Annotated in this window: 24 protein-coding genes and 1 pseudogene; 8 read left to right on the plus strand and 17 right to left on the minus strand. The window is 71.6% G+C overall.

The window, feature by feature from the left end; genetic code table 11:
* Nucleotides 1-158 precede the first annotated feature (158 nt).
* Nucleotides 159-3,299: an arabinosyltransferase domain-containing protein gene (locus ELY19_RS21390; protein WP_126198278.1), complete on the plus strand. Its 3,141-nt coding sequence runs from the start codon at nt 159-161 to the stop codon at nt 3,297-3,299.
* Here ELY19_RS21390 and ELY19_RS21395 read toward each other — a convergent pair whose 3' ends face one another.
* The 8 genes from ELY19_RS21395 to pgsA form a co-directional block, all read right to left on the minus strand.
* Nucleotides 3,300-3,491, minus strand: coding sequence for a DUF3046 domain-containing protein (locus tag ELY19_RS21395; protein ID WP_126198279.1), 192 nt, complete (start codon nt 3,489-3,491; stop codon nt 3,300-3,302). It lies immediately after the preceding gene.
* A gap of 9 nt (nt 3,492-3,500) precedes the next feature.
* A complete protein-coding gene (locus ELY19_RS21400; protein WP_126198280.1) occupies nt 3,501-4,643 on the minus strand; it encodes a glycosyltransferase in 1,143 nt (380 codons plus the stop codon).
* Between the two features lie 58 nt (nt 4,644-4,701).
* Complete coding sequence (locus tag ELY19_RS23580; RefSeq protein ID WP_164711677.1) at nt 4,702-4,872, minus strand: hypothetical protein; 171 nt, start codon at nt 4,870-4,872, stop codon at nt 4,702-4,704.
* A gap of 127 nt (nt 4,873-4,999) precedes the next feature.
* Nucleotides 5,000-5,869 carry a phage shock envelope stress response protein PspM gene (gene pspM, locus ELY19_RS21405; protein ID WP_126198281.1) on the minus strand — a complete coding sequence of 290 codons (870 nt, stop codon included), beginning with the start codon at nt 5,867-5,869 and terminating at the stop codon, nt 5,000-5,002.
* Between the two features lie 13 nt (nt 5,870-5,882).
* Nucleotides 5,883-6,698 carry a PspA/IM30 family protein gene (locus tag ELY19_RS21410; RefSeq protein WP_126198282.1) on the minus strand — a complete coding sequence of 272 codons (816 nt, stop codon included), beginning with the start codon at nt 6,696-6,698 and terminating at the stop codon, nt 5,883-5,885.
* A gap of 166 nt (nt 6,699-6,864) precedes the next feature.
* Nucleotides 6,865-7,140 carry a helix-turn-helix domain-containing protein gene (locus tag ELY19_RS21415; protein ID WP_126198283.1) on the minus strand — a complete coding sequence of 92 codons (276 nt, stop codon included), beginning with the start codon at nt 7,138-7,140 and terminating at the stop codon, nt 6,865-6,867.
* Between the two features lie 28 nt (nt 7,141-7,168).
* Nucleotides 7,169-7,672 (minus strand): CinA family protein, encoded by a 504-nt coding sequence (locus ELY19_RS21420; protein ID WP_126198284.1) that lies wholly within the window; start codon nt 7,670-7,672, stop codon nt 7,169-7,171.
* Entirely contained in the window at nt 7,659-8,237 is a 579-nt protein-coding gene (gene pgsA, locus ELY19_RS21425; RefSeq protein WP_227967014.1) for a CDP-diacylglycerol--glycerol-3-phosphate 3-phosphatidyltransferase, read from the minus strand. Before pgsA ends, ELY19_RS21420 begins: the two co-directional genes overlap by 14 nt.
* Before the next feature lie 286 nt (nt 8,238-8,523).
* Between pgsA and ELY19_RS21430 the strand changes: the two genes are divergently transcribed.
* The gene (locus ELY19_RS21430) at nt 8,524-9,252 is read left to right on the plus strand and encodes a putative protein N(5)-glutamine methyltransferase (protein WP_126198285.1); all 729 of its coding nucleotides are present in this window, start codon (nt 8,524-8,526) and stop codon (nt 9,250-9,252) included.
* A 3-nt stretch (nt 9,253-9,255) separates the two neighbouring features.
* Here the strand turns inward: ELY19_RS21430 and ELY19_RS21435 are convergent, their stop codons facing one another.
* The 3 genes from ELY19_RS21435 to ELY19_RS21445 all read right to left on the minus strand — a co-directional run bounded on the left by ELY19_RS21435 (nt 9,256) and on the right by ELY19_RS21445 (nt 13,766).
* Nucleotides 9,256-10,281, minus strand: a complete 1,026-nt coding sequence (locus tag ELY19_RS21435) for a TerC family protein (RefSeq protein ID WP_126198286.1) — start codon at nt 10,279-10,281, stop codon at nt 9,256-9,258.
* A 141-nt stretch (nt 10,282-10,422) separates the two neighbouring features.
* On the minus strand, nt 10,423-13,074 hold the full coding sequence (locus tag ELY19_RS21440; protein ID WP_126198287.1) for an FtsK/SpoIIIE family DNA translocase: 2,652 nt from the start codon (nt 13,072-13,074) through the stop codon (nt 10,423-10,425).
* A gap of 74 nt (nt 13,075-13,148) precedes the next feature.
* Nucleotides 13,149-13,766, minus strand: a complete 618-nt coding sequence (locus ELY19_RS21445; protein WP_126198288.1) for a TIGR03085 family metal-binding protein — start codon at nt 13,764-13,766, stop codon at nt 13,149-13,151.
* 99 nt (nt 13,767-13,865) lie between these two features.
* Between ELY19_RS21445 and ELY19_RS21450 the strand changes: the two genes are divergently transcribed.
* The 5 genes from ELY19_RS21450 (at nt 13,866) to ELY19_RS21470 (ending at nt 16,846) form a co-directional block, all read left to right on the plus strand.
* On the plus strand, nt 13,866-14,471 hold the full coding sequence (locus ELY19_RS21450; RefSeq protein WP_126198289.1) for a hypothetical protein: 606 nt from the start codon (nt 13,866-13,868) through the stop codon (nt 14,469-14,471).
* Entirely contained in the window at nt 14,471-15,034 is a 564-nt protein-coding gene (locus ELY19_RS21455; RefSeq protein WP_126198290.1) for a hypothetical protein, read from the plus strand. The genes ELY19_RS21450 and ELY19_RS21455 overlap by 1 nt, the downstream gene beginning before the upstream one ends.
* On the plus strand, nt 15,031-15,618 hold the full coding sequence (locus ELY19_RS21460; protein ID WP_126198291.1) for a hypothetical protein: 588 nt from the start codon (nt 15,031-15,033) through the stop codon (nt 15,616-15,618). The genes ELY19_RS21455 and ELY19_RS21460 overlap by 4 nt, the downstream gene beginning before the upstream one ends.
* A complete protein-coding gene (locus tag ELY19_RS21465) occupies nt 15,615-16,187 on the plus strand; it encodes a hypothetical protein (protein WP_126198292.1) in 573 nt (190 codons plus the stop codon). Before ELY19_RS21460 ends, ELY19_RS21465 begins: the two co-directional genes overlap by 4 nt.
* A 71-nt stretch (nt 16,188-16,258) precedes the next feature.
* Nucleotides 16,259-16,846 (plus strand): hypothetical protein, encoded by a 588-nt coding sequence (locus tag ELY19_RS21470; protein ID WP_126198293.1) that lies wholly within the window; start codon nt 16,259-16,261, stop codon nt 16,844-16,846.
* A 22-nt stretch (nt 16,847-16,868) separates the two neighbouring features.
* On the opposite strand, the gene ELY19_RS21475 is transcribed toward ELY19_RS21470, so the two are convergent.
* From ELY19_RS21475 to ELY19_RS21500, 6 genes and pseudogenes are all read right to left on the minus strand, one after another.
* Nucleotides 16,869-18,818 (minus strand): ribonuclease J, encoded by a 1,950-nt coding sequence (locus tag ELY19_RS21475; RefSeq protein ID WP_126198294.1) that lies wholly within the window; start codon nt 18,816-18,818, stop codon nt 16,869-16,871.
* Nucleotides 18,819-18,821: 3 nt separating this feature from the next.
* Nucleotides 18,822-19,727 carry a 4-hydroxy-tetrahydrodipicolinate synthase gene (dapA, locus tag ELY19_RS21480; RefSeq protein WP_126198295.1) on the minus strand — a complete coding sequence of 302 codons (906 nt, stop codon included), beginning with the start codon at nt 19,725-19,727 and terminating at the stop codon, nt 18,822-18,824.
* 43 nt (nt 19,728-19,770) lie between these two features.
* Entirely contained in the window at nt 19,771-20,241 is a 471-nt protein-coding gene (locus tag ELY19_RS21485) for a dihydrofolate reductase (RefSeq protein WP_126198296.1), read from the minus strand.
* Nucleotides 20,241-20,999, minus strand: a complete 759-nt coding sequence (locus tag ELY19_RS21490; RefSeq protein ID WP_232015649.1) for a thymidylate synthase — start codon at nt 20,997-20,999, stop codon at nt 20,241-20,243. The genes ELY19_RS21485 and ELY19_RS21490 overlap by 1 nt, the downstream gene beginning before the upstream one ends.
* 76 nt (nt 21,000-21,075) lie before the next feature.
* The gene (locus tag ELY19_RS21495) at nt 21,076-21,603 is read right to left on the minus strand and encodes a DinB family protein (RefSeq protein ID WP_126198298.1); all 528 of its coding nucleotides are present in this window, start codon (nt 21,601-21,603) and stop codon (nt 21,076-21,078) included.
* A gap of 69 nt (nt 21,604-21,672) precedes the next feature.
* Nucleotides 21,673-21,915: pseudogene (locus ELY19_RS21500) on the minus strand (flavodoxin family protein); the annotation flags it as partial.
* Between the two features lie 25 nt (nt 21,916-21,940).
* On the opposite strand from ELY19_RS21500, the gene ELY19_RS21505 reads away from it, so the two are divergent.
* Nucleotides 21,941-23,371 (plus strand): recombinase family protein, encoded by a 1,431-nt coding sequence (locus tag ELY19_RS21505; RefSeq protein WP_126198300.1) that lies wholly within the window; start codon nt 21,941-21,943, stop codon nt 23,369-23,371.
* Nucleotides 23,372-23,382 lie beyond the last annotated feature (11 nt).

Raw genomic sequence — 23,382 nt, forward strand, 5'->3', positions numbered from 1 at the left:
TTCTTTCAATACGCCCTGCTCCAGGGGTGGCGGAACGAGGCGTGGGCTGTGTCGGTGGTCACAGCATAGCCGCAGATACGACATAATTCACAGCTGTCTCGGGCGACTCGCCGCGCGCCGACCGGACCCGCCGGTCCGGGCCGATACCCTGACTGATCGTGAACCTCCGAATCGCCCGGATCGCCGCCGTCGTCGCCGGCCTGATCGGCCTGGTGCTCGCCCTCGCGACGCCGCTGCTGCCGATCAAGCAGACCGCCGTGACGATCGACTGGCCGCAGTCCGGATCGCTCGCACCGGTCACCGCGCCGCTCACGATGTACAAGCCGCTGGAGGTGGATGCGACGATCCCCTGCTCGGTCGCAGCGGCGGCACCGTCGGACAGGCAGACGGTGCTCGCGGCCACGACGCCCCCGCCCGCCGGGGACCGGGCGCGCACGGCCGGGCTGTACGTCACCGTCGACGGCGAGGCCCTGACGGTCCGCTCCCGCGGCGCGCTGGTGCACCACGTCCCGCGCGCCGACCTGGCACGGTGCGGCGAACTGCGGATCGCGGTCGACGCCGACCACGCGTTCGCCGCCGCCACCGGCATCTCCGGCCAGGGCGACGTCCGCGGCGACCTCCGGCCCCAGGTGGTCGGGGTGTTCTCCGATCTGCCCGCCGACCTGCAGGGCCCGACACCGAAGCTCACCATCGACGTCGACTCCCGCTACACCTCCTCCCCGTCGGTGCTCAAGGGCATCGCGATCCTCGTCGGGGTGGCCTGCGTCGTCGTCTCCCTGCTCGCGCTGGCGCTCCTCGACCGTGCCGACGGGCGGCGCCGCGGTCGGCTGTTCCCCCGCAGCTGGCGGCAGGTGCGCCTCGCCGATGTCGCGGTCGTCGGGAGCCTGTTGGCCTGGCACATCGTCGGGGCGCCCACCTCCGACGACGGCTACATCCTCGGGATGATCAAGGCCGCGCCGCACTCCGGCTACATGCCCGAGGTCTTCCGGTACTACGACGCCCCGTACGCGCCCTTCGGCATGCCGTTCTACGTGGTCTCGTGGATGGCGGACCTCAGCGTGTCGAGCCCGTGGCTGCGGCTGCCCGCGCTGCTCTCCGGGATCCTGGCGTGGTTCCTGCTCTCCCGCGAGGTGCTTCCGCGCCTGGGCCTGGACAAGCGGCGCTCCGCAGGGGACTACTCGCGGGCGCTGTGGGCCATGGCGGCCGTGTTCACGCTGTTCTGGCTCACCTACAACCCCGGCCTGCGCCCGGAGCCCATCGTCGCGGTCGGCACCGTCGTCACCTGGTGCCTGGTCGAGCGGAGCGTCGCCACCCGCCGCCTGGCCCCCGCGGGCGTCGGCCTCGTCGTGGCCGGCCTGACCGTCTCCGCCGCCCCGACGGGCAGCTTCGCTTTCGTCGTCTTCCTCGTCGCGGCCGCGCCGCTGTGGCGGGCCGTCGTCGCGCACGTGCGGGCCAACGGCTACGCCGCGACACTGCTCACGCTGGGTGCCGCGGGCGCCTCCGTGCTGTTCCTCGTCTTCGCCGATCACGGCCTCGTGGAGATGCTGCAATCCACGAAGCTGCTCGGCGACGTCGGGCCGAGCGAGCCGTGGCACCGCGAGATCATCCGGTACGAGGCCCTCTTCCAGCAGAACCCCAACGGCTCGGTGGCCCGACGGTTCGCGATGCTCGCGCTGTTCCTGGGCGCCGCGATCGTGACGACGCTGCTGCTGTGGCGCCGCCGGATCCCCGGGGTCGCCACCGGACCGGCGCGGCGCGTGGTCGCGGCCATCGGCGTTTCGCTGCTGGTCATGGCTTTCAACCCGACGAAGTGGACCCACCATTTCGGCGCCTTCGCGACGCTCGGCGCGATGGTCGCCGCGATCGCCGTGGTCGCGATCGGGCCCCGCTCGATCCGACGGCCCCAGTTCCGCCTGCTGGCGCTCGCGGCCGTCGCGGGCTGCGCGACCCTCGCGTTCGAGTCGACCAACGGCTGGTTCTACCCGGGCAACTTCGGTATCCCGTGGGGCGGCGCGGACCCCGCGGTCGCGGGTGTGAAGATCGCGACCGTCTTCGGTGCGGCCACCGTGGTGCTGCTCCTCGCCGCGCTGGTGGTGCACGTGACGGGCTGGGTGCCGCCCGTCCCCGCGATCGCAGGCCGGCTGCCCGGCGTCGCGACGCCGATCACCCTGGTCGCGACGCTGATCATCGCGATGATCGGTGCCACCAACGTCGCGTCGATCATGATCCAGCGGCCCGCCTACTCCTACGGGCAGCAGAACCTGCGTTCGCTCGCCGGTCAGCCGTGCGGCATGGCCGACGAGGTGCTCGTCGAACGCGACGCCACGGCGGGTGTGCTCGCGCCGATCGGCACCGCGCCCGACCCGCTCGTCGGCGAGCTCAACGCGAACTTCACGCCGAACGGCATCGCCCCCAGCTTCAGTTCGTCGTCGCGCGGCGCCGCGGACCTGGTGCGCACCGGCGACGCGGACAACACCCCGTCGAACACGGGCGGCACGGGCGGCGGCACGCTCGACGCGCCCGGCATCAACGGCTCGACCGCGGCACTGCCGTTCGGGCTGGACCCCGCCCGCGTGCCGATGGTCGGAAGCCGGCAGACGGGCCCGCAGCACTCCGCGCGCGCGATCTCCAGTTGGTACGCGCTGCCCGCGGGCGGGATCGACCGACTGCTGACGATCAGCGTCGCGGGCCGGTTCGGCCCCGGCGACCTGCAGCTCGAATTCGGCTCCGGCGAGGGGACGATCACCCCGAACGGCGTGGTCACCCCGATCGACATCGGCCCCGCGCCGGCGTGGCGCAACCTCCGCGTCCCGGCGGAAGCGGTCCCCGCCGGTGCCACCGCCGTCCGCGTGCGCGCGACGGTCACCGCACCGTCGGAGAGCACCTGGGTGGCGTACACGCCGCCGCGCGCCCCCAAGCTCGAGACGCTGCAGGAACTGCTGGGCGACGACCCGACGCTCGTGGACTGGGGCGCCGGGATCGGCTTCCCCTGCCAACGGCAGTGGCGCGAGAACGGCGGCGTCGCGGAGCAGCCGAAGTGGCGCATCCTCCCGGAGCGCGACCTCGCGGCCGCGGCGACCACGACGTGGCAGGGCGGCGATGCGGGCGGGCCGCTGGGGTGGGCGTTGCTGCTCGCCAAGGCGCAGACGGTGCCCACGTACCTCAACCACGATTGGGGCCGGGAGTGGGGCGCGCTGGAGCGGTACGTGCCCTACGTCGACGCGCCGGCGGCGCAGCAGGGCCGGTCCGAGGTCACGCGGTCCGGGCTGTGGTCGCCGGGGCCGACGCCCCAGGAGTGACTACCAGCGGGACCTCGGAACATCGAATTCCACGCAGAGGGCCCGCCACACGTCCCGCGGGTCGACGCCGGACTCGATGGCCTGATCGCCGGTGGCGCCGAATTCGGTGAGCCGGTGGTCGCGCATCAGGGTGTCGCCGCGGAGGGCGCCGAACTCGGCGTAGAGCAGTTCGCGGAAGTCGGTGAGGCGCACGGCACCAGGTTACCGATAGGCCTCGCAGACCAGCACGGGGTCCGCGACGCGGTGCGCCCCGGCGGCGGCGGACCGCGCGGCGCGGGCGTACGACGGGTCGTCGAGGACGCGGCGCACACCGTCGCGGATCGCCTCGGCGGTGGCGGGCCGCACGAGCACGCCGCTCCCCTGCCGCGCGACGCGGTTGGCGAGCTCCCACTGATCGCCGCCGCCGGGAACGACGACGACCGGTCTACCGGCGGTGAGCGCCTTGGTGAGCATGCCGTGTCCTCCGCCGCAGATCACGGCGTCGGCGCGCGCGACGAGCTCGTCCTGCCGGCCGAAGCCGCTGGCGACCCAGGGCTCGTCGAACTCCGGCGGGTTCAGGCCGCTCACCGCGAGCCGCACGCCGGTGCCGCGCACCCCGTCGACGGCGATGGCGGCCAGGTTCTGCTCCCCCGTCGCCGCGGTCGACGGCGCCACCATGACGAGCGGGCCGGCACCGTCGGGGACGGGACACGGGTCGTCGGTCGGCTCGAGAGTGAGGGGGCCGACGAGGTGCGTCCGCGCCGGCCAGTCGGGGCGTGGGAGCTCGAGAGCGGGGATGGTGGCCACGAGCCGACCGGCGGGTCCGCCGTCGCGCGGCGGCAGTCCGATCCCGACGCGGGCGGCCGCGCGTTGGCGGCGGCCACTGCGGATGTCGCGGGCCGTGAATGCGCGGAGCACGGCGTCGCGGAGCAGGTCGCGCGGGGTCTGTGCGGGCGCCAGGCCGGAGCCGATCGGTGGGAGCCCCTTCGAGGGCAGATACAGCGGATGCGGGCTCAGTTCCAGCCAGGGGACTCCCAGGAGCTCGGCGGCCATCCCGCCGCCGGGGGTCAGGATGTCGGCGACGACGAGGTCGGCGGCGAAGGACTCGATCGCGGGGAGGACGCGGGTCGCGATGTAGGCGGCGCGGCCGTGGATCTTGGCTCCGGCGTCGCCGTCGTCGTCGCCGGGCCGGGCGGCGAGGCCGGGAAGCTCGCGGGTATCGATGCCGTAACGCTCGCCGACCGCGGACCACTGCCTACCGGTGAAGACGACGGGCCGGTGGCCGGCGCCGGTGAGACGGAGAGCGAGCGCGAGGCCGGGCAGTGCATGCCCGGCCTCGGATCCCGCGACGATCGCTACGCGCACACCCGCACTCCTTCGTGAGCCGTGGGCACACCCGCGGGGGCGTGCGCGGGGCGGCCCGCTAGAACGTGCTCGGGGTCTTCTTCCCCGAGCTCAGCCACTTGACCACCGTGACGATACCGATCACGACGAGCGCGATGACCGCGAGCGGGAACAGGGATTTGATGATCGCCGAGGCCACCATCAGGGCGAGCCAGATGACGACGATGGCGCCGAGGATCTTCCAGAACATTGCGGTGCACCTTTCGGGGAGTGTGTCGTGAAGGTCTTTCGTCTTCCATACTGCCCCGGCGAGAACCCGGAAGTCACGCTCTGAACTGCGGTTTCAGGGAGAATTGGGGGTTAACCCCGAGAGCGGGTCACCAGCTGTGGGGATCGGGCACCGGCGGCAGCGCGGCGATGCCGTAGGCCCAGGCGCGCAGCCGCTCGGCGGTCTCCCGCAGGCGCGGCGTCGCGGTGCTGAGTTCGTCGAACCGGGCGGGCGAACCGAGGGACCGGCGGGCGGCGGCGACCGTCGTCGCCGCGGACCGGACCATCTCCCGGTACGCCTCGACGCCCTCGTCGAGGCTGCTGAGCCCCTCCTCGAAGGTCTCGCGCAGGTACGCGGCCGAACTCCCGCCGCCGGCGACGACCCGCTCGAGGTCGCCCAGCTGCTCGGCGTAGGACACGATCGCGTCGGCCGAGGCCTCGGCGTCGTCGTCGAGTTCGCTGAGCGCATCGGGCGGCAGGGCGCCGGACCGCGTGAGCACGGACATCAGGGCCAGGAACTCCTGCTCGGCGTCGGCGAGGGCCCGCACCGAGTCGTGGAGGGCCGAGGAACGCCCGGGCACGGTGCGGCGCGCATAGGTGCGCGGCGGCGGCGGGGTGCGGCGCAGGCGCCGGAGCTTGCGAACGGCGTAGCCGGCCGGCACCGCGACGAGGGCGGTCACCGCGGTGGCGGTCCCGCCCACGACGGGCGCGGCCGCGGCGAATCCCCCGACGGCGACGACCGCGGAGGTGGAGGTGGTGGCGGCCCAGCTGTTCACGGCGTACCGGGCCTGGGTGATCGACCGCTGATGCGCGACCTTCGGATCGCGCCGCCGGGCGGCCTTGTCGCGCGCTTCGTCGGCGGCGCGGGCGGCGGTCTCCATCGCGGTGGACGCCGCGGTGATCGCAGAGGCGGCCATGCGACCAGCCGAGGCCGCCACCGCCGAGAAATCGGTGCGGTAGCGGCCTCGCTGGTCGGTCATGGTTCCTCGGTTCTCAGGGCTTCTGCAGGTTCGGGTTCGGCGCCTGCTGCGGGGTCTGCGGGGCGGGTGCGGCCTGCGGCGCCGCCGGGGCGCCCTTGATCTGGCCGTTGGCCTGCATCGACGCGCGGATCTGCTCGAGGCGCGAGTGACCGGCCATCTGGACGGTGGCCTGCTGGACCTCCATCATGCGGCCCTGCACCGAGTTCTGCGCCAGCTCGGTGGAGCCGAGGGCGTTGGCGTAGCGGCGCTCGATCTTCTCGCGGACCTCATCGAGGTTCGGGGTGTTGCCGGGCGCGGCGAGCTGGCCCATCTGGTTGAGGGATGCGGAGACCTGCTCCTGCATCTTGGCCTGCTCGAGCTGGCTCAGCAGCTTGGTGCGCTCGGCGAGCTTCTGCTGCAGCTGCATGGCGTTCTGCTCGACCGCGCGCTTGGCCTGGCCCGCGGCCTGCAGCGACTGGTCGTGCAGCCCCTTGAGGTCCTCGACGCTCTGCTCCGCGGTCACCAGCTGCGCGGCGAAGGCCTCGGCGGCGTTGGTGTACTCGGTGGCCTTGGCGACATCACCGGCGGCGGTGGCCTGATCGGCGAGCTGGACGGCCTGGCGGGTGTTGGCGGAGAGCTTCTCCACCTCGGCGAGCTGGCGGTTCAGCTTCATCTCGAGCTGACGCTGGTTGCCGATGACCGCGGCGGCCTGCTGCGAGAGCGCCTGGTGCTGGCGCTGCGCGTCCTCGATCGCCTGCTGGATCTGCACCTTCGGATCGGCGTTCTCGTCGATCTTCGAATTGAACAGCGCCATCAGGTAGCGCCACCCCTTGACGAACGGGTTAGCCATCGTCAGTTCTCCTCCGCCTCGATACGTCCAAATCCGGATCCGCGTCCGGCCGCCCGGCGACCGCCGGACTCGTGCTTACCAATCTATCGGGAAAGGACCCCGTCGCGCCGCCCTGGTCCGCGGGTTCGGGGGAAATCCCCGAATCCGCGGACGGGTCGTCTCAGGGTCAGGCGACGGCGAGCGCCGGCGCAGGGATCACCATGGTCGGGATCGGCCGCAGCGAGACGCTGGCCTGGGCGACGACGTCGGCCACGTCGACGGCGAGCGCACCGCAGATCGCGGCCAGCAGTTCGCTGGACGCCTCCTTCTGGCCGCGCTCGACCTCCGACAGGTAGCCGAGGCTGACCTGGGCCGCCGAGGACACGTCGCGCAGGGTGCGGCTCTGGCGGACGCGCGTCTTACGCAGGTTCTCGCCGATCGCCTCGCGAAGCAGTAGAGCCATGCTCACCTCCGTGTTGGTTACTGTCCAGTCAACGCGGGGCGGGCGCAGATGGTTCCCGATTCGCCGAAACCCGCACCAGGAGCTCGTGCAGGGCGGCCTCGACAGCGCCGCGACGGACCGTCGCGCGGTCACCGTCGAGCCGCAGGGTGGTGACGGTGGTGCCGGCCGGCCCGGAGATCCCCAGGTGGACGGTGCCGACGGGCACGCCGTCCTGTTCCGTGGGCCCGGCGACCCCCGTGAGGCCGATGCCCCAGTCCGCGCCGCATCGCGCCCGCGCACCCTCGGCGAGGGCGCGGGCGGTGTCGGGGTGGACGGGGCCGTTGCGCGCCAGCTCCTCCGACGGGACGCCGGCCAGGCTCGCCTTGAGGTCGGTCGCGTAGACGATGAGTCCGCCGCGCAGCACGGCACTGGCGCCCGGGACGTCGGCGACGGTGGCGGCGAACAGGCCGGCGGTGAGGGACTCGGCGGACGCGACGGTCTCGCCGCGCGCGGTGAGGGCGGCTACGAGGCGGGCGGCGTCACTTCCGTCCACGCCACCAGCTCAGCAGGTAGTCGACGCCCGTCGCGACCGTGACCACGACGGCCGCACCCATGACCACGTGGCTGGGAACGTCCATCCACCCGGGGAGCGGCATCAGGTAGAGGCCGATCGCGATGGTCTGCAGGAGCGTCTTGAGCTTCCCGCCGCGGCTGGCCGGGATCACGCCGTCGCGGATCACGGCGAACCGGAAGGCGGTGATGCCGAACTCGCGGGCGAGGATCACCAGCGTGACCCACCACGGCAGGTCGCCGAGAACGGAGAGGCCGACGAAGGCCGCGCCGGTGAGCGCTTTGTCGGCGATCGGGTCCATGAGCTTGCCGAAGTCGGTGATCAAGCCGTAGCGGCGCGCGATCTGGCCGTCGACCCGGTCCGTGACCATCGCCGCGGCGAAGATCGCGAAGGCGACCCACCGCCACGTGGTCGAGTGCCCGCCGTCGACGAACAGCGCCGCGAGGAACACGGGGACGAGTACGATCCGGAGCACCGTCAACCCGTTCGCGACGTTGACGTTCGAGACAGGTGTGCTCGCGGGCTGCACTCCGTCCGTTGCACTCACGCCGGTCAGCCTATCGGTAGGCGGAACCGGCGGCTCTGCGCGCTACGGTTTCGACCGTGAACCCCGGCCCCCACGGCGTGGTCCGATGCGCCGGTTCCGAGTCCTGGAGTTCCGTCGGCATCGTCACCGTCGCGCCCAACACGCTGGGCAACGCTCCGGCACCGGTGACACCCTCGGCCTTTTCCGGAATTCACCTGACCGCACGGCGATTCGCGCACTGTGAACCAGCCCGCACCGGGGTGTCGTGAGTGTGGTGAATCACGGCCAACCGTGATTGACTCCTCCGGTGAACGTGATCGGTGAGCTGCGGGCGGCCGGGTGCGCCTTCGCCGAACGCGAGGCCGAGCTGCTCCAGGAGGCGGCGTCCGGGCCCGAACTCGAGGCCCTCGTCCGGCGGCGCTGCGCCGGCGAGCCGCTGGAGCACCTGCTCGGCTGGGCGGAGTTCCGCGGTCGCCGACTGGCCGTGGGCCCCGGCGTGTTCGTGCCGCGCCGCCGCACGGAACTGCTGTCGGAGCTCGCCGATGGACGCGGTGTCCTCGTGGAGCTGTGCTGCGGCGCAGGGCCGATCGCGGCGACCGCCGCGGCGGCGAAGGCGTACGCCGCCGACATCGACCGCGTCGCCGCCGAGTACGCCGCACGCAACGCTCCGGAGGCGACGGTCCTCGTCGGCGACCTGTTCCAGCCGCTCCCGACCGCGCTCCGCGGCACGGTCGACGTGATCGCGGCCAACGCGCCCTACGTGCCCACCGCGGCGATCCGGACCATGCCGCCGGAGGCGCGCGACAACGAGCCGCACCGCGCGCTCGACGGCGGCCCGGACGGCCTGACCCTGCATCGCCGGATCGCGATGGACGCACCGCACTGGCTCCGCCCCGGCGGCCGGGTGCTCATCGAGACCGGTCGCCAGCAGGCCACGTACACCGTGGCCGCCCTGCGCGCCGTCGGCCTCGAGACGCACATCGAGGTCGACGACGAGCGGCAGGCCACCGTGGCGGTGGGTGTCAGGCCGGCCTGACTGCTACTCGGACTTGTGGCGGTCGCTCCCGTCGACGAGCGCCTTCTGGCCGTCGCGCTTGGACTTGATCAGCGAGGCGACGGTCGTGACCACGAGGACGCCCAGGATCACCGACAGCGAGAGGCCGGTCGAGATCTCCGGCACCGCGACGTGCTCACCGCCGTTGATGAAGGGCAGCGTGTTCTCGTGCAGGGCGTGCAGCACCAGCTTCACGCCGATGAAGCCGAGGACGACCGACAGGCCGAACGACAGATACACGAGGCGGTCGAGCAGGCCGCCGATGAGGAAGTACAGCTGGCGCAGGCCCATGAGCGCGAAGGCGTTCGCCATGAACACGAGGTAGGGCTCCTGCGTCAGGCCGTAGATCGCGGGGATCGAGTCGAGCGCGAACAGGACGTCGGTGAAGCCGATGACGACCAGCGCCAGCAGCAGCGGAGTGGCTACCTTCTTGCCGTCGACCCGGGTGACCAGCTTGTCGCCGTCGTACTGCTCGGTGGTCGGGACGATCCGCTTGAACAGCGCGGCGACGCGACCCTCGCGCTCCTTCTCGTCCTCGACCGGCCCCTCGGGCGACGAGGCCTCCTTGACCAGCTTGATCGCGGTGTACAGCAGGAACGCGCCGAAGATGTAGAACACCCACGAGTACGCGGAGATCGCGGCGGCGCCGACGGCGATGAAGCCGGCGCGCATCACGAGCGCCATGACGATGCCGATCAGCAGCACCTTCTGCTGGTAGATCCGGGGCACCGCGAACTTCGCCATGATGATGACGAAGACGAAGAGATTGTCGACCGACAGCGCCTTCTCCGTCACGAAGCCGGCGAAGAACTCACCGCCGTACTGCGGCCCCGACACCACCCACACGCCGATGCCGAACAGGATCGCGATGCCGATGTAGACCGCCGACCAGAAGCCGGATTCCTTGAGCGAGGGTTCGTGCGGCGTGCGGACGTGGCTGAAGAAGTCGAAGACGAAGAGCCCGAGCACGACCAGGATCGAGACGATCCAGACGACGGCAGAAACCTGCATTGCATACACCTCCGGTACAGATCCGGAGGTCTCTCCCGACCCGTCCAGCGGGTCCGGCGCGCCCGGGTGGATGTGGATCCACCGTGTTGACGTTCACGCCGCGAGCGGGATACTCCCCTCACACATGCACACAGGACTGTATCAGAAGTCCGCTTCGTCGGCTTCCTGTGGAGCGTCGCCGCCGCGCAGCACCATGAGCAGTCCGGGCAGCTCGTCGGGCGTGACGAGCACGTCGCGCGCCTTGGACCCCTCCGACGGCCCGACGATGTCGCGGGTCTCCATGAGGTCCATGAGGCGGCCGGCCTTCGCGAAGCCCACCCGCAGCTTGCGCTGCAACATCGAGGTCGACCCGAACTGCGAGGACACCACCAGCTCGACGGCCTGCAGGAAGACGTCGAGGTCGTCGCCGATATCCGGGTCGACGTCCTTCTTCTCGACCTTGGTCTCGGTGACGCCGTTGGCGTAGTCGGGCTCGGCCTGATTGCGCACGAAGTCGACGACGGAGCCGATCTCCTCGTCGGTGATGAACGCGCCCTGCATGCGGGTGGTCTTGCCGCCCATCGGCAGGAAGAGCGCGTCGCCCATGCCGATCAGCTTCTCGGCACCCGGCTGGTCGAGGATGACCCGGGAGTCCGTCAGGGAGCTGGTCGCGAAGGCCAGCCGCGACGGGACGTTGGTCTTGATGAGGCCGGTGACGACGTCGACCGACGGACGCTGCGTCGCGAGCACCAGGTGGATGCCGGCGGCGCGTGCCTTCTGCGTGATCCGGACGATCGCCTCCTCGACGTCGCGCGGTGCGGTCATCATGAGGTCCGCGAGCTCGTCGACGATGGCGACGATGTACGGGTACGGCCGGTACTCGCGCTCGCTGCCGAGCGGCGTGGTGATCTCGCCCGACTTGACCTTGCGGTTGAAGTCGTCGATGTGCCGCACGCGCGAGGCCTGCATGTCCTTGTAGCGCTGCTCCATCTCCTCGACCAGCCAGGCCAGCGCGGCCGCGGCCTTCTTCGGGTCGGTGATGATGGGCGTGATGAGGTGCGGGATGCCCTCGTAGGGCGTCAGCTCGACCATCTTCGGGTCGATGAGGATCATCCGGACCTCATCGGGGGTGGCGCGCGCGAGCAGGGAGACGAGCATCGAGTTGACGAAGCTCGACTTGCCGGAGCCCGTGGAACCGGCGACCAGCAGGTGGGGCATCTTGGCGAGGTTGGCGTTGACCATCTCGCCCTCGATGTCCTTGCCGAGGCCGATCACCAGGGGGTGCGTGTCCCTGCGCGTGTTGTCCGCGGCCAGCACGTCGGCCAGGCGGACCATCTCACGGTCGGTGTTGGGCACCTCGATGCCCACGGCGGACTTGCCGGGGATCGGCGCGAGCAGCCGGACGTTGTCGGTCGCCACCGCGTACGAGATGTTGCGGTGCAGCTGGGTGACCTTCTCGACCTTGACGCCGGGGCCGAGCTCGAGTTCGTACCGCGTGACCGTCGGGCCGCGGGTGTAGCCGGTGACCGCCGCATCGATCTTGAACTGCTCCATGACCCCGCTGATCGCGTCGATCATGGCGTCGTTCGCACTGGTCCCCGCCTTGGCCGGCTCGCCCTCGATCAGCAGGTCGGCGGGCGGGAGGACGTAGTCCTCGCTGTCGATGGTCCGCGCGACCGTGAACTCGGTCGCCTTCGGGGCCGGCGGCGGCGTGTGGTCCTTGACCACCGCGGTGCGGCGCGGCTTAGGGGCGGGGGGCACCTCGACGGTGGGCTCCTCCGACGGTGCCGGCTCGGGCGTGATCGGCGCGGTCACCTCGTCCGACGGTGCCGGGTCGGCCTCGGGGGCGGCCTTGCGGCGGCGCCCGCGCTTCGGCGGCTCGGGGTCGGCCGGGTAGTTGTCGTACGGGTCGCCGTACGGGGTCAGGGCACGGGTCGCGGTGTCGCCGCGGCCCGCATCGAAAGCCGCGAACGGTGAATCGAGGTCGTCGTCGGAGGCCTGGTCCCAGGGCTCCTCGGCGTCGCCGTACTGCTCCTTCATGTCGACGCCGAAGTAGAACTTGAGCCGGTCGACGATCTCGCGCACGGTCATGCCACTCACCAGGAGCAGGCCGAACGCCGCGACGAGGACGAGCAGCGGCACGGAGATCCAGGGGGTGAAACCGTCGGTGAGCGGGCCGCCGACGACGTACCCGAGGTAGCCGCCCGCCGCCGCGCGGTCGTCGAACGTCGACGGCCCTCCGGACGCGATGTGCAGCAGCCCGAGGAACGGCAGGACGATGAGGGCGGTGCCGACGCGATGGCGCACGTGCGCCGACGGATTGTCGGGCCGCCGCATCATGATCACACCGAGCGCGATGGCCAGCGGCGGGACGAGGACCGCGAACCAGCCGACGACCGCGCGCACCCCCGTCGAGAAGAAGGACCCCACGGGCCCGCCTGCATCGAAGTAGACGGCTGCACCGAGGATGATCGCGACGGCGAAGAGCGCGAGCGCGAGACCGTCGCGCGAGTGGGTCGGCTTCGGCGGGGCGACCTCACCGGTCGCGGGTGCGGTCTCGGCCTCGTCGGCGTGGCGCCCGGTCCGGACGGCACCACCGACCCCCTTGGCCAGCAGTTTCCATCCGGCGCCGAGGCCGCGGGCCACTCCCCCACCGCCGCGCGATGCGCCCTTGGGGGCCGCGGCGCCCTGCTTGGCGCGGCTGCGCGGGGCGGCCTGTCGGCTGCGCGTCGGGCTCGCGGCGCGGCTGGACCGCGTACCCCCGGAACGGGAGCTCGCGGTGCCGCGCGCGCGGGTGGTGGTCTTCGATGCCATGGGGGCAGTCTATCGACATTAACCCCATCAGTATCAAGTGCCACACTTGTAACAGCAGGACCTGCGGCGGGTCGTCAGAGCGAGCGGACCACGGCACCGAGGAGGTCGATGTCGCCGTCGGCGCCCTCGAACGTGACCAGCGCCTCGTCCCGACCGAAGGCCCACATCGTGACCTCGCCGATCGCACCGATCACCGCCACCTCCGGCCCGCGCCCGACGGTCGCGACGGTGCCCTCCTCCGTCGTCAGGCTGATCCGCAGCGGCGCGCCGCGCATCGTCACCCGCGCGATCCGCCCGACCACGTCGTGCAGCCCGCGTTCGACCCGCTTGTCGAGCACCCGTGGCGTCCACCCCGTCGCGGCTCGCCGGATGTCCTCGGTGTGCACGAAGTACTCGCCGAGATTCGCCTGCTCGTCGACGAGCCGTAGCGGCGAGAACCGCGGCGGGCCGCCCGCCACGGTCTCGAGCAGATCCTCGAACGGGCGGGCGGCGATCTGCGCCTGAACCTTCTCCGTATAACCGGCGAGCGGACGAACGAGGATGCCCGCCATCGCGTCGGGGCGCCCCTCGCGGAGGATCAGGTGCGCGAGGAGTTCCCGCACGGTCCAGTCGCCGCAGAGCGTCGGGGCGTCGGGGCCGGCGGCGCGCGCCGCTTCGACGAGGGCGGCGCGTTCACTCCGAGCAGGCTTCACACCGGCCACCCTAGTGCTGCCGGGCGGTGTGCCGCACGGCACTCTCGCGCTCGCGAACCTCGTACTGAAATCAAGACGAAGTGTCCTATACTTCACCGCATGATTGCGAACTCAATGTCGACGTCCCGCCGCACGCGCCTCGCCTCGGCCACCGCGCTCCTCGCCGCCGTGGCGGCGGGCTCGACGCTCGCCGCGCCCGCGGCGTCCGCCGCCCCCGTGTCCAAGGCCCTGGTCCTCACCCAGGCGCAGTTCCCCGCCGGGTCGGTCGATTACCGCACCGGCCAACTGGGCGGCGAAGCGGTCTCCATCAAGCCCTCCGCCCCGCAGCAGTGCAAGGACGCGGCGAACCGCCTGAACGGCGCGACCGCGAACGCCCAGTCCGCCGCCGCCTCGGCCCGCAACGGATACTCGTTCATGACGGCCGGCGTCATCTCGCCCGCCCAGGGTGCGCTCTGGCGCGGGGTCGCGCAGGCGTGCTCGGGCCGGATCGCGGAGATTCCGGTCCCCGGTGATCTGACCCGGTACAACCCCGCCGTCATCACCTACGGCGAGGACGAGCGGGCCGGTGCCATCGAGGGTGCGGCCGACGTCAACGGCTACACGGTGAACGTCTACGTGCGCGGGCTCAGCGAGACCCCGGCCAACTCCGCCCGCTTCTGGCAGGTCTTCCGCGCGCAGATCCAGAAGATCGAGGCGGCGCGCTGATGCGTCCGGGCGGCCTGCTGGCCGGGGCGACGGTGGCCGTGCTCGCCTCCGTCGGCCTGCCCGCGGTTGCGCAGGCCTCGCCCGTCGTCCCGGCGCAGGCAGTCCTCGCTGCGCACGAATTCCCTGCGGGCAGCAAGGACTACAAGGCGTTCCCGATAGGGAGGTTGCCCGCCGCTCGGCCACAGACGGCACGCACTCCCTGCGACGCGAGGGCCGCTGAGCTGGACGCGGCCGTCGCAGGCGCCTCTGCCATCGAGGTCGAAGCCTGGCGAGGCGACACGCTCTTCACCGCCTCGATCATCGATCGCCCCGTCGCTGCACAGTTCGAAGCTGCGACGTTGGCCTGCACCAAGGCCGGCCCCAAGATCGCGCCGCCGGCGGACCTGGCGCGGGTCAATCCGACCGTCCGTCGCAGCAATTCTCAGCGTATGGAGGCGATGGTCGACGTGCGCGGGGTCAACGTCGGAGTCGTCGCGTCCAGCCCACGGGGTAAGACACTCGATGCCGACACGTTCTGGCAGGTGCTCCGCGCACAGGTCGCCAAGGTGGAGCGTCAGCCGTGATCGCGCGACGTCTCGCCGCCGCGCTGGTCCCGGTCGCCGCGGTGTCGTTGTTCGTCCCCGCATTCGCGCACGCCGCACCGGTGAACACCGCTCGGGCCGTCCTCGCGGCGCACGAGTTCCCCCTCGGCTCGTCGGGGTACCAGGTGGAGACCGAGACCCTCGGGCAGTTCGACCGGCCGCAGGCGGACTCGCGCCCCGCCACTGCGTGCGGCCGGTTCCTCGACGCGATGTTCCAGCACCTCAGCGGCGCGCGGGTCAGCGATGCCAACGCCCGACGCGGAGGCACCAAGATCAACGCGACCATCGTCAGCCGGCCGATGGCGCGGTTCATGGCCGAGGGATTCCCGACCTGTGAGGCGAGCCTCCCACCCAGGAGTCGCTCGACGATCCTCGCCGCACCCGCCGACCTGGCGCGGCTGAACCCGTTCCTCTTCCGCGATGAGGATGAGATCCAGGGCTGGGTCGACGTCCGCGGCATCTCCGTCAACGTCATCACCTCGGCGACCGTCGGCTCCGCCGTCGACACCGACGCCTTCTGGCAGACCCTCCGCGCACAGGTCGCCAAGGTCGAGCGGCAACCGTGACCGCGCGCCGGTCCGCGGCGACGGCCGTCATCGCAGCGCTCCTCGCCGCGTTTCCCGCCGCGGCCCAGGCCTCGCCGGTGCCCACGTCGCGGGCGGTCCTCACCGAGCACGAGATGCCTGCAGGAAGTTCCGGGTACGCCGTGCGCACGGCGACCGCTCGGGTTCCCTCGGCTACCGTCCCGGATACGGCGTGCGATCGCGCGGGCCGGCGAGCGGATGTCGCGCTCGCCGGGTCCACGAGTACCGAGGCGACGGCGAGGCGGGCCGGCGATACGCTGCGCGTCGAAGTATCGGATCGCCCCGCCGTGGCGGTCGCGCGCGACGTGATCACGTCCTGCAACGCCGACCCCGGCGTCGTTCCCGCGTCGGAGGTGGCCCCGCCACCGGACCTCGTGCGGTTGGCGCCGTACGTCACGCGCACCCGGGATGGGCGGCTCCTCCAGGCCGTCGTGGATGTGCGAGGCATGTCCATCGCCGTCTCCGTCGCGGGCTCTCAGGAGCCGGCTGACGCCGCGACCTTTTGGCAGCTCCTCCGCGCGCAGGTCGCCAAGGTCGAGCGGGCTCGCTGACTCCGCTCCCCCGTACCGGATACTCCGCTAGGCTCCGGCCCACGAGCGGATCCGTCTTCGGAGGTGCACACATGAACGCACGACGCTGGGTCGCAGGTTCGGCAGCTGCCGCGGCCATCATCTCCCTACCGGCCGGGGCGCAGGCGGCACCCGTAGTGCCGCAGCAGGCAGTGCTCGCCGCCCACGAATTCCCCGGAGGCAGTACTGGTTACAAGGTCGAGCGCGAGACGCTGACCGCACCCGACGGCCTCCCCGAGGGCTCGCCGGCCGATTCGCCGTGCGGCGCCGGACTCGCCGCCCTCGCGCGCGCCATGGAGGGTACCGAGATCGTGGAGGCGGAGGCCGTCCACGGCACGACGGAGCTCGAAGCCTCGGTCCTCAGCAGGCCGGTCACCGCGGCCCGCAGCGCGGCGACCGAGGCCTGCCGCGCCGACGTCGACGCGGCGGACCGTCCGACGATCCTCGCCGCGCCGGACGATCTCGCGCGGCTCAAGCCCTTCATCATGGCGGTCGGCCGGAACACGCTGCAGGCGTGGGTCGACGTCCGCGGCGTGACGGTCATCGTCGAGGCCGAAGGGAAGAAGGACGGCGCCGCGGATTCCGATGTGTTCTGGCAGACGCTGCGCTCCCAGGTCGCGAAGGTCGAGCGTCAGCCCTGACGCGCCCCGGCCGCGGTGACCGCTACTCCCCCACCACGATGACGGTGGGCACGATCATCGGCCGGCGCCGGTACGCCTTGTCGACCCAGCGGCCGACGGCCCGTCGGACCCCCTGCGCGATGCGGTGCGCCTCCTTGACCCCCTCGGCCGCCAGGTCGGCGAGCACGTCCTCGACGAGCTGCTCCGCCTCCTTGAGCGCGGTCGGGTCGTCGGAGAAGCCGCGACCGGAGACCTCGGGCTTGCTGACGGCGTTGCCGTCCTCGTCGATCGCGACGGTGATGGCGATGAAGCCGCCCTCGCCCAGGACGAGGCGGTCCGACAGCGTCGACTCGCCGACGTCGCCCACGGAGGTGCCGTCGACGTAGACGTGGCCGACGGGCACCTGCCCCACGATCTTCGCGACACCGTCGACGAGGTCCACGACGACGCCGTCCTCGGCGAGCATGATCCGATCCTTCGGCACGCCGGTCGCCTCGGCCAGCGCGGCGTTGGCGCGCAGGTGGCGCCACTCGCCGTGGACCGGCATGGCGTTGCGGGGGCGCACCGCGTTGTACAGGTAGAGCAGCTCGCCGGCGCTGGCGTGGCCGGAGACGTGCACCTTGGCGCTCTGCTGCGTGATCACCTTGGCGCCCAGCTTGGACAGCCCGTTGACCACCGCGAACACCGAGTTCTCGTTGCCCGGGATGAGCGAGCTCGCCAGCACGACGAGGTCGTTCGGCGAGATGGTGATGTTGCGGTGCTCGCCGCGGGCCATGCGCGAGAGCGCGGCCAGGGGCTCGCCCTGTGAGCCGGTGGAGATGAGCACGACGCGGTCGTCCGGCAGCGAGGCCGCGGTGTCGAGGTCCACCTCGACGCCCTCGGGCAGGTGCATGTAGCCGAGTTCCTGTGCGAGCGCCATGTTCCGCACCATCGACCGGCCGACGAAGGTGATCCGCCGATTGTGCGCCATCGCGACCTCGGCGATCTGCTGGATGCGGTGCACGTGCGAGGCGAAGGACGCCACGATCACGCGGCCCTTGGCCCGGCCGATCACGTTGTCCAGCACGGGGCCGATCTCCCGCTCCGGGGTCACGAAGCCCGGGACCTCGGCGTTGGTCGAGTCGACGAGGAACAGGTCGACACCCGCGTCGCCGAGGCGGGAGAAGCCGGCGAGGTCCGTGAGGCGGCCGTCCAGCGGCAGCTGGTCGAGCTTGATGTCACCGGTGTGCAGCGCCACCTGGCCGCCGGCGTGGATCGCCACGGCGATCGCGTCGGGGATGGAGTGGTTCACGGCGAAGTACTCGCACTCGAACGGGCCGTGGTCGGTCGACTCGCCCTCGCGCACCTCGATCAGCTTGGGGCGCAGCCGGTGCTCATCGCACTTGGCCTTGACCAGGGCGAGGGTGAACTTCGCCCCGACGACGGGGATGTCGGGCCGCAGGCGCAGGAGGAAGGGCACGGCGCCGATGTGGTCCTCGTGGCCGTGGGTGAGGACGATCGCCTCGACGTCCTTGATGCGGTCCTCGATGTACCGGAAGTCCGGGAGGATCAGGTCGACGCCGGGCTGCTGGTCCTCGGGGAAGAGCACACCGCAGTCGACGACGAGCAGCTTGCCGCCGTACTCGAAGACGGTCATGTTGCGACCGATCTCCTTGATGCCGCCGAGCGCGACGATGCGCATGCCGCCCTTGGGCAGCTTGGGCGGGGCGCCCAGCCGCTCCAGAGGGGCCGACGGTGCCTTCTGCCGGTCTCCGCGCCGTCCGCCGCCGCGGCGTCCACCGCCGCCCTTCGGCGAGGACTTCTGGGGCTGCTGCGTCGCCTCGGTCTTCGCGGGCGCTGCCGCCTGCTGGGTGGGCTGCGCCGCCGGGGCCTCGTCCTCCACGACGACCCGCGCCGCCGAGGTGGAGATCACCGGTTTGGGCTCGGCAGGTGGTCCCGCCTGTCGGGTGACCTTGCGGCCCCGTCGGCCTCCGCCTGCTGCACCGTCGGTCATTGTTTAGAGCACCCCCGCTTGGGTCAGTAGCGCTGCGAGCCGGTCGCGCTGTTCACCGGTGGGCGCGACCTGCGGCAGTCGCGGCACGCCCATATCCAGGCCCTGCAGGGCCAGTGCCGCCTTCGAGAAGGTCACGCCGCCGAGGCCGGCCATGGCCTCGTAGACGGGCCCGAGGGAGGCGTTGATGTCCTTGGCGCGGGCGACGTCGCCCGCGAAGTAGGCGTCCCGCATCGCGCGCAGCTGCGGCGCGACGACGTGCCCGATGACGGAGACGAAGCCGAGCGCGCCGACGGAGAGCCAGGGCAGGTTCAGCGGGTCGTCGCCGGAGAGGAACTGCAGGTCGGTCTCGGCGATGAGCCGGGCTCCGGCGCCGAGGTCGCCCTTCGCGTCCTTCACGCCGATGATGTTCTCGTGCTCGGCGAGCCTGCGCAGCGTGTCGGTCTCGATCGCGACCACGGAGCGCGGCGGGATGTCGTAGAGCAGCACGGGCAGGTCGGTGGCGTCGGCCACCGTCGTGAAGTGCGCCAACAGCCCGGCCTGCGGGGGCCGCGAGTAGTACGGGGTCACGACGAGCAGGCCGTGCGCGCCCGCCTCGGCGGCGTCGCGCGCGAAGACGGCGGACTCATCGGTGTCGTAGGTGCCGACGCCGGCCGTGATCTTCACGCGGTCGCCGACGGCCTCGAGGATCGCCTTGAGGAACTGGATCTTCTCCCACGGCTGGGTGGTCGGCGACTCGCCGGTGGTGCCCGCGACGATGAGGCCGTCGCAGCCCTGGTCGGCGAGGTGCGACGCCAGCTTCTGCCCGGCCTCGAGGTCCAGCGTGCCGTCCGCCTTGAACGGGGTCACCATCGCCACGGAGATCGCGCCGAAGGGGGTCGTGGGCGTTGTGGTCGCCGGGGTCGCACTCATAAGCGCTAAGGCTACCCACCCGGCCCAGGAAAGTTGCTATTGGCTAGCGCTTGCGCCGGTAGGTCAGGTGCCGGTAACGCAGGCCCGACGAGGACTCGCGCCAGGGGGCGTCGTCCTCCAGGGTGAAGTCCCCGGGGATCGACGGTGCGCGGGTGTCGCCCTCGATGTCGGCGTCCACCTCGGTCACGGCGAGCAGGTCGGCGAACGGCAATGCCGCGGCGTAGATCTCGCCGCCGCCGATCACCCAGACGTCGCCGCCCGGGAGCGCGGGGTCGTGCTGGACCACGGCACCGTCGGCCTGCCACAACCGGTCCCGTGTGACCACGATGTTCGTGCGCCCCGGGAGCGGGCGGAACCGTGCCGGCAGTGAGTCCCAGGTGCGCCGGCCCATGAGTACCGCACTGCCGGCGGTGGTCTTGCGGAAGAAGGCCAGGTCCTCGGGGATGTGCCAGGGGATCCCGCCCTCGGCGCCGATCACTCCCCCGCGGGCCTGCGCCCAGATCATCCCGATCATCAGACGGCCACCGGCGCCTTGATCGCGGGGTGGTGCACGTAGTCGTGCACGGTGATGTCCTCGTACTCGTAGTCGAAGATGCTGGGCCGCTCGGCGAGCTCGAGCCGCGGGTACGGGTACGGCTCACGACTGAGCTGCTCGGTGACCTGGTCGACGTGGTTGTCGTAGATGTGGCAGTCGCCGCCGGTCCAGACGAAGTCGCCGGGTTCGAGGCCCACCTGGGCCGCGACCATGTGGGTGAGGAGGGCGTAGCTGGCGATGTTGAACGGCACGCCGAGGAAGAGGTCGGCGCTGCGCTGGTAGAGCTGACAGCTCAGCTTGCCGTCGGCCGCGTAGAACTGGAAGAACGCGTGGCAGGGCGGCAGCGCCATGTTCTCGATCTCGGCGACGTTCCAGGCGGAGACGATGTTGCGACGGCTGGACGGGTTGGTGCGCAGCGTCTCGATCGCCTTGCTGATCTGGTCGATGTGCTCGCCGTTCGGGGTGGGCCAGCTGCGCCACTGCACGCCGTAGACGGGGCCGAGTTCCCCCTCCGGCGAGGCCCACTCGTCCCAGATGGTGACGCCGTTGTCCTGCAGCCACCGGACGTTGGAATCGCCGCGCAGGAACCACAGCAGCTCGTACGCGATGGACTTCATGTGCACCCGCTTGGTGGTGATGAGGGGGAAGCCCTGGGACAGGTCGTAGCGGAGTTGACGACCGAAGACGCTGCGCGTCCCGGTTCCGGTGCGGTCCGGCCGGTGCGTGCCGTTCTCCATCACGTCGCGGAGCAGGTCTTCGTAGGGCGTCGCGATCACCCCTTCAGTCTAGAGCCGCCCCCCTGACGTGCTGTGGTCAGCCGGTCCGGAGGGCGGCGCGGGCGAGCCGCTGCTGGCCGATCTCCGCGAGGTTCTTCATCAACTCCGCGTTGACCCACGCGACCTGGTGCCCGACGGTCAGGCCCGCGTCCTCGGGCCACGGGTACTCCGACGGCTCGTCGAGGCGCTCCTCGGTGAGCGCATCGAGGACGGTCAGCCACTCGTCGCGCAGCGCCGTCAGCCAGGCGACGGCACCGTCGGGTCCGGGCCAGCGGACCTCCTCGCGCGCCCGGATCGGCCGGCCCTGCAGATGGTCCATCGTGGTGCCCCACCACCAGCCGATGTGCCAGCTCAGCCAGGCCATCGTGGGGACCGGGGTCGGGTCCGGCTCTGTCTCGGCCCAGTCGGCGATCCAGGTTCCGCCGTCCTGGCGGCGCATCGTCCAGCAGTGCGCCGCGGGTTCCCAGCGGAAGTCGTCGGGCGCCAGTTCGGCGAGGTGCACCTCGCCGAGCGCCCAGGTCAGGTCGAACTGCCAGCGCAGGAGGTCGAGCCGCGATTCAGTCACCACCAGACCCTATCGGCGAAGGGCTCCGTCGCGCCCATGGCGAGGGGTGGTGCTCTGTGAATCCGCGGCTCACTCCCCCATGAGCTGTGCGGCGACGGTCGCGCCCAGGTTCCAGCACTCCTCGACCTGCGCGCGCGACGGCTTGCCCGACACCACGACGTGCGGCGTCACCTTCTGCCAGCCGAGGCCCGCGGTGATCGAGTCCACCGCCCGTTCGGCGCCCTCGCCGCCCTCGTTCGCGTGCAGGTACAGGCCGAAGGGCCGGTCTCGGGTCGAGTCGAGGCACGGGTAGTAGATCGTGTCGAAGGCGTGTTATTTCGGCGTAAACTCCCCTACTATGAGCACCCCAGCCTCCGCCCCTGGTCGGGCGGTCATCTACGCCCGCGTCTCGTCGGATCGCGCCGGTGGGCGCTCGGTCGAGGAGCAGGTCTCCGAGTGCCGGACCGAGTGCGAGCGGCACGCCTGGCCGGTCGCGGACGTGCTCGTGGACAACGACGTATCCGCCAGCCGGTACGCCACCAAGGACCGGCCCGAGTACGCCCGGCTCCAGGCGCTGCTCCAGCCCGGCGACGTGCTCGTGATGTGGGAGGCGAGCCGCGCGCAACGCGACCTCAAGCGGTACGTGGAACTGCGCGATCTGTGCGCCCGTCGCGGAGTGCGGTGGTCGTACTCCGGACGCCTCTACGACCTCAGCGACGGCGACGACCGCTTCTCCACCGGTCTGGACGCCTTGCTGGCCGAGAAGGAGGCCGAACAGACCCGCACCCGCATCCTCCGCGCACACCGCGCCAACCTGGCTGACGGCAAGCCGCACGGTCGCGTGCCGTACGGATACCGCATCATCCGTGACCCCGAGACCGGCAAGCCCGTACGACGCGAGCCGCACCCCGGCCAGGCCCCGCTCATCGCGGAGGCGGCCCGGCGCGTTCTCGCGGGCCAGTCGTTCGCCTCGGTCGTCCGATGGATCGCGGAGCAGGACGACTCGTTGCGCTGGGACGCGGCCAAGCTGCGCCGCCTGCTCATCAACCCCACGCTGGCGGGGTTCCGCGTGCACACCGAGGTCAAGGACGGCGTGCGGGGGCCGCGCATGATCCACGGCCGGGGCACGTGGGAGCCGATCCTCACTGAGGACCAGCACAACGACCTGGTGGCGCTGTTCGCCGCCCGGCAGAGCGGCCCGCGCGGGGTGCCGGTCAAGTACCTGGTGTCCGGCATCGCTGAGTGCGGGGTCTGCGGCGAGAAGGTGTGGCGGGGCCGAGGCGGCACCAAGAAGGACGGCAGCCGCTACGAGGTCTACACGTGCAGGCCCGGCCGTCACGCCGCCCGGCGTCTGGACCTGGTGGACGAGGCCGTGCACGAGGTGGTCGAACAGATTCTGACCTCCCCCGCCGTCCTGGCCGCACTGGCCGAGACGCCCGAGGCCGACACCACCGCCCCTGCCCGGCTGGCCGAGCTACGCGCGAGGCTCGACGCGGTGGAGACCGAGATCATCGAGGGGCGGATGCCCGCGTCCACCGGAGCGCGTGCGGCGACCCGGCTGGAGGCGTTGATCGCGGAGGCCGAGGCGGCGGCAGCTCCGGTGTTCACGGACCCGGCCGTGCGCAGCCTCGCCACCGCCGCCGACCCCGTTGCAGAGTGGCGCGGTATGCCGCTGGCGGACCAGCGCGAGTTCATCAAGGCGACCCTGCATATCCGCATCGAGCGGATCGGGCGCGGCCGGTGGCACGACAAGCGCGCCGGAATCACCATCGAGCCCCAGCGTCGGTGAGCGCGGCGGCC

It is taken from the genome of Tsukamurella paurometabola (genome assembly GCF_900631615.1).
Lineage (GTDB): Bacteria > Actinomycetota > Actinomycetes > Mycobacteriales > Mycobacteriaceae > Tsukamurella > Tsukamurella paurometabola_A.

Coding starts and splice junctions, on each gene's coding strand:
- ELY19_RS21450 (WP_126198289.1), top strand. CDS start 13,866: ATGATTGCGAACTCAATGTCGACGTCCCGCCGCACGCGCCTCGCCTCG.
- ELY19_RS21435 (WP_126198286.1), bottom strand. CDS start 10,281: ATGCAGGTTTCTGCCGTCGTCTGGATCGTCTCGATCCTGGTCGTGCTC.
- ELY19_RS21415 (WP_126198283.1), bottom strand. CDS start 7,140: ATGGCTCTACTGCTTCGCGAGGCGATCGGCGAGAACCTGCGTAAGACG.
- dapA (WP_126198295.1), bottom strand. CDS start 19,727: ATGAGTGCGACCCCGGCGACCACAACGCCCACGACCCCCTTCGGCGCG.
- ELY19_RS21490 (WP_232015649.1), bottom strand. CDS start 20,999: ATGGAGAACGGCACGCACCGGCCGGACCGCACCGGAACCGGGACGCGC.
- pspM (WP_126198281.1), bottom strand. CDS start 5,869: ATGACCGACCAGCGAGGCCGCTACCGCACCGATTTCTCGGCGGTGGCG.
- ELY19_RS21455 (WP_126198290.1), top strand. CDS start 14,471: ATGCGTCCGGGCGGCCTGCTGGCCGGGGCGACGGTGGCCGTGCTCGCC.
- ELY19_RS23580 (WP_164711677.1), bottom strand. CDS start 4,872: ATGTTCTGGAAGATCCTCGGCGCCATCGTCGTCATCTGGCTCGCCCTG.
- ELY19_RS21440 (WP_126198287.1), bottom strand. CDS start 13,074: ATGGCATCGAAGACCACCACCCGCGCGCGCGGCACCGCGAGCTCCCGT.
- ELY19_RS21475 (WP_126198294.1), bottom strand. CDS start 18,818: ATGACCGACGGTGCAGCAGGCGGAGGCCGACGGGGCCGCAAGGTCACC.
- ELY19_RS21410 (WP_126198282.1), bottom strand. CDS start 6,698: ATGGCTAACCCGTTCGTCAAGGGGTGGCGCTACCTGATGGCGCTGTTC.
- ELY19_RS21485 (WP_126198296.1), bottom strand. CDS start 20,241: ATGATCGGGATGATCTGGGCGCAGGCCCGCGGGGGAGTGATCGGCGCC.
- ELY19_RS21505 (WP_126198300.1), top strand. CDS start 21,941: ATGAGCACCCCAGCCTCCGCCCCTGGTCGGGCGGTCATCTACGCCCGC.
- ELY19_RS21470 (WP_126198293.1), top strand. CDS start 16,259: ATGAACGCACGACGCTGGGTCGCAGGTTCGGCAGCTGCCGCGGCCATC.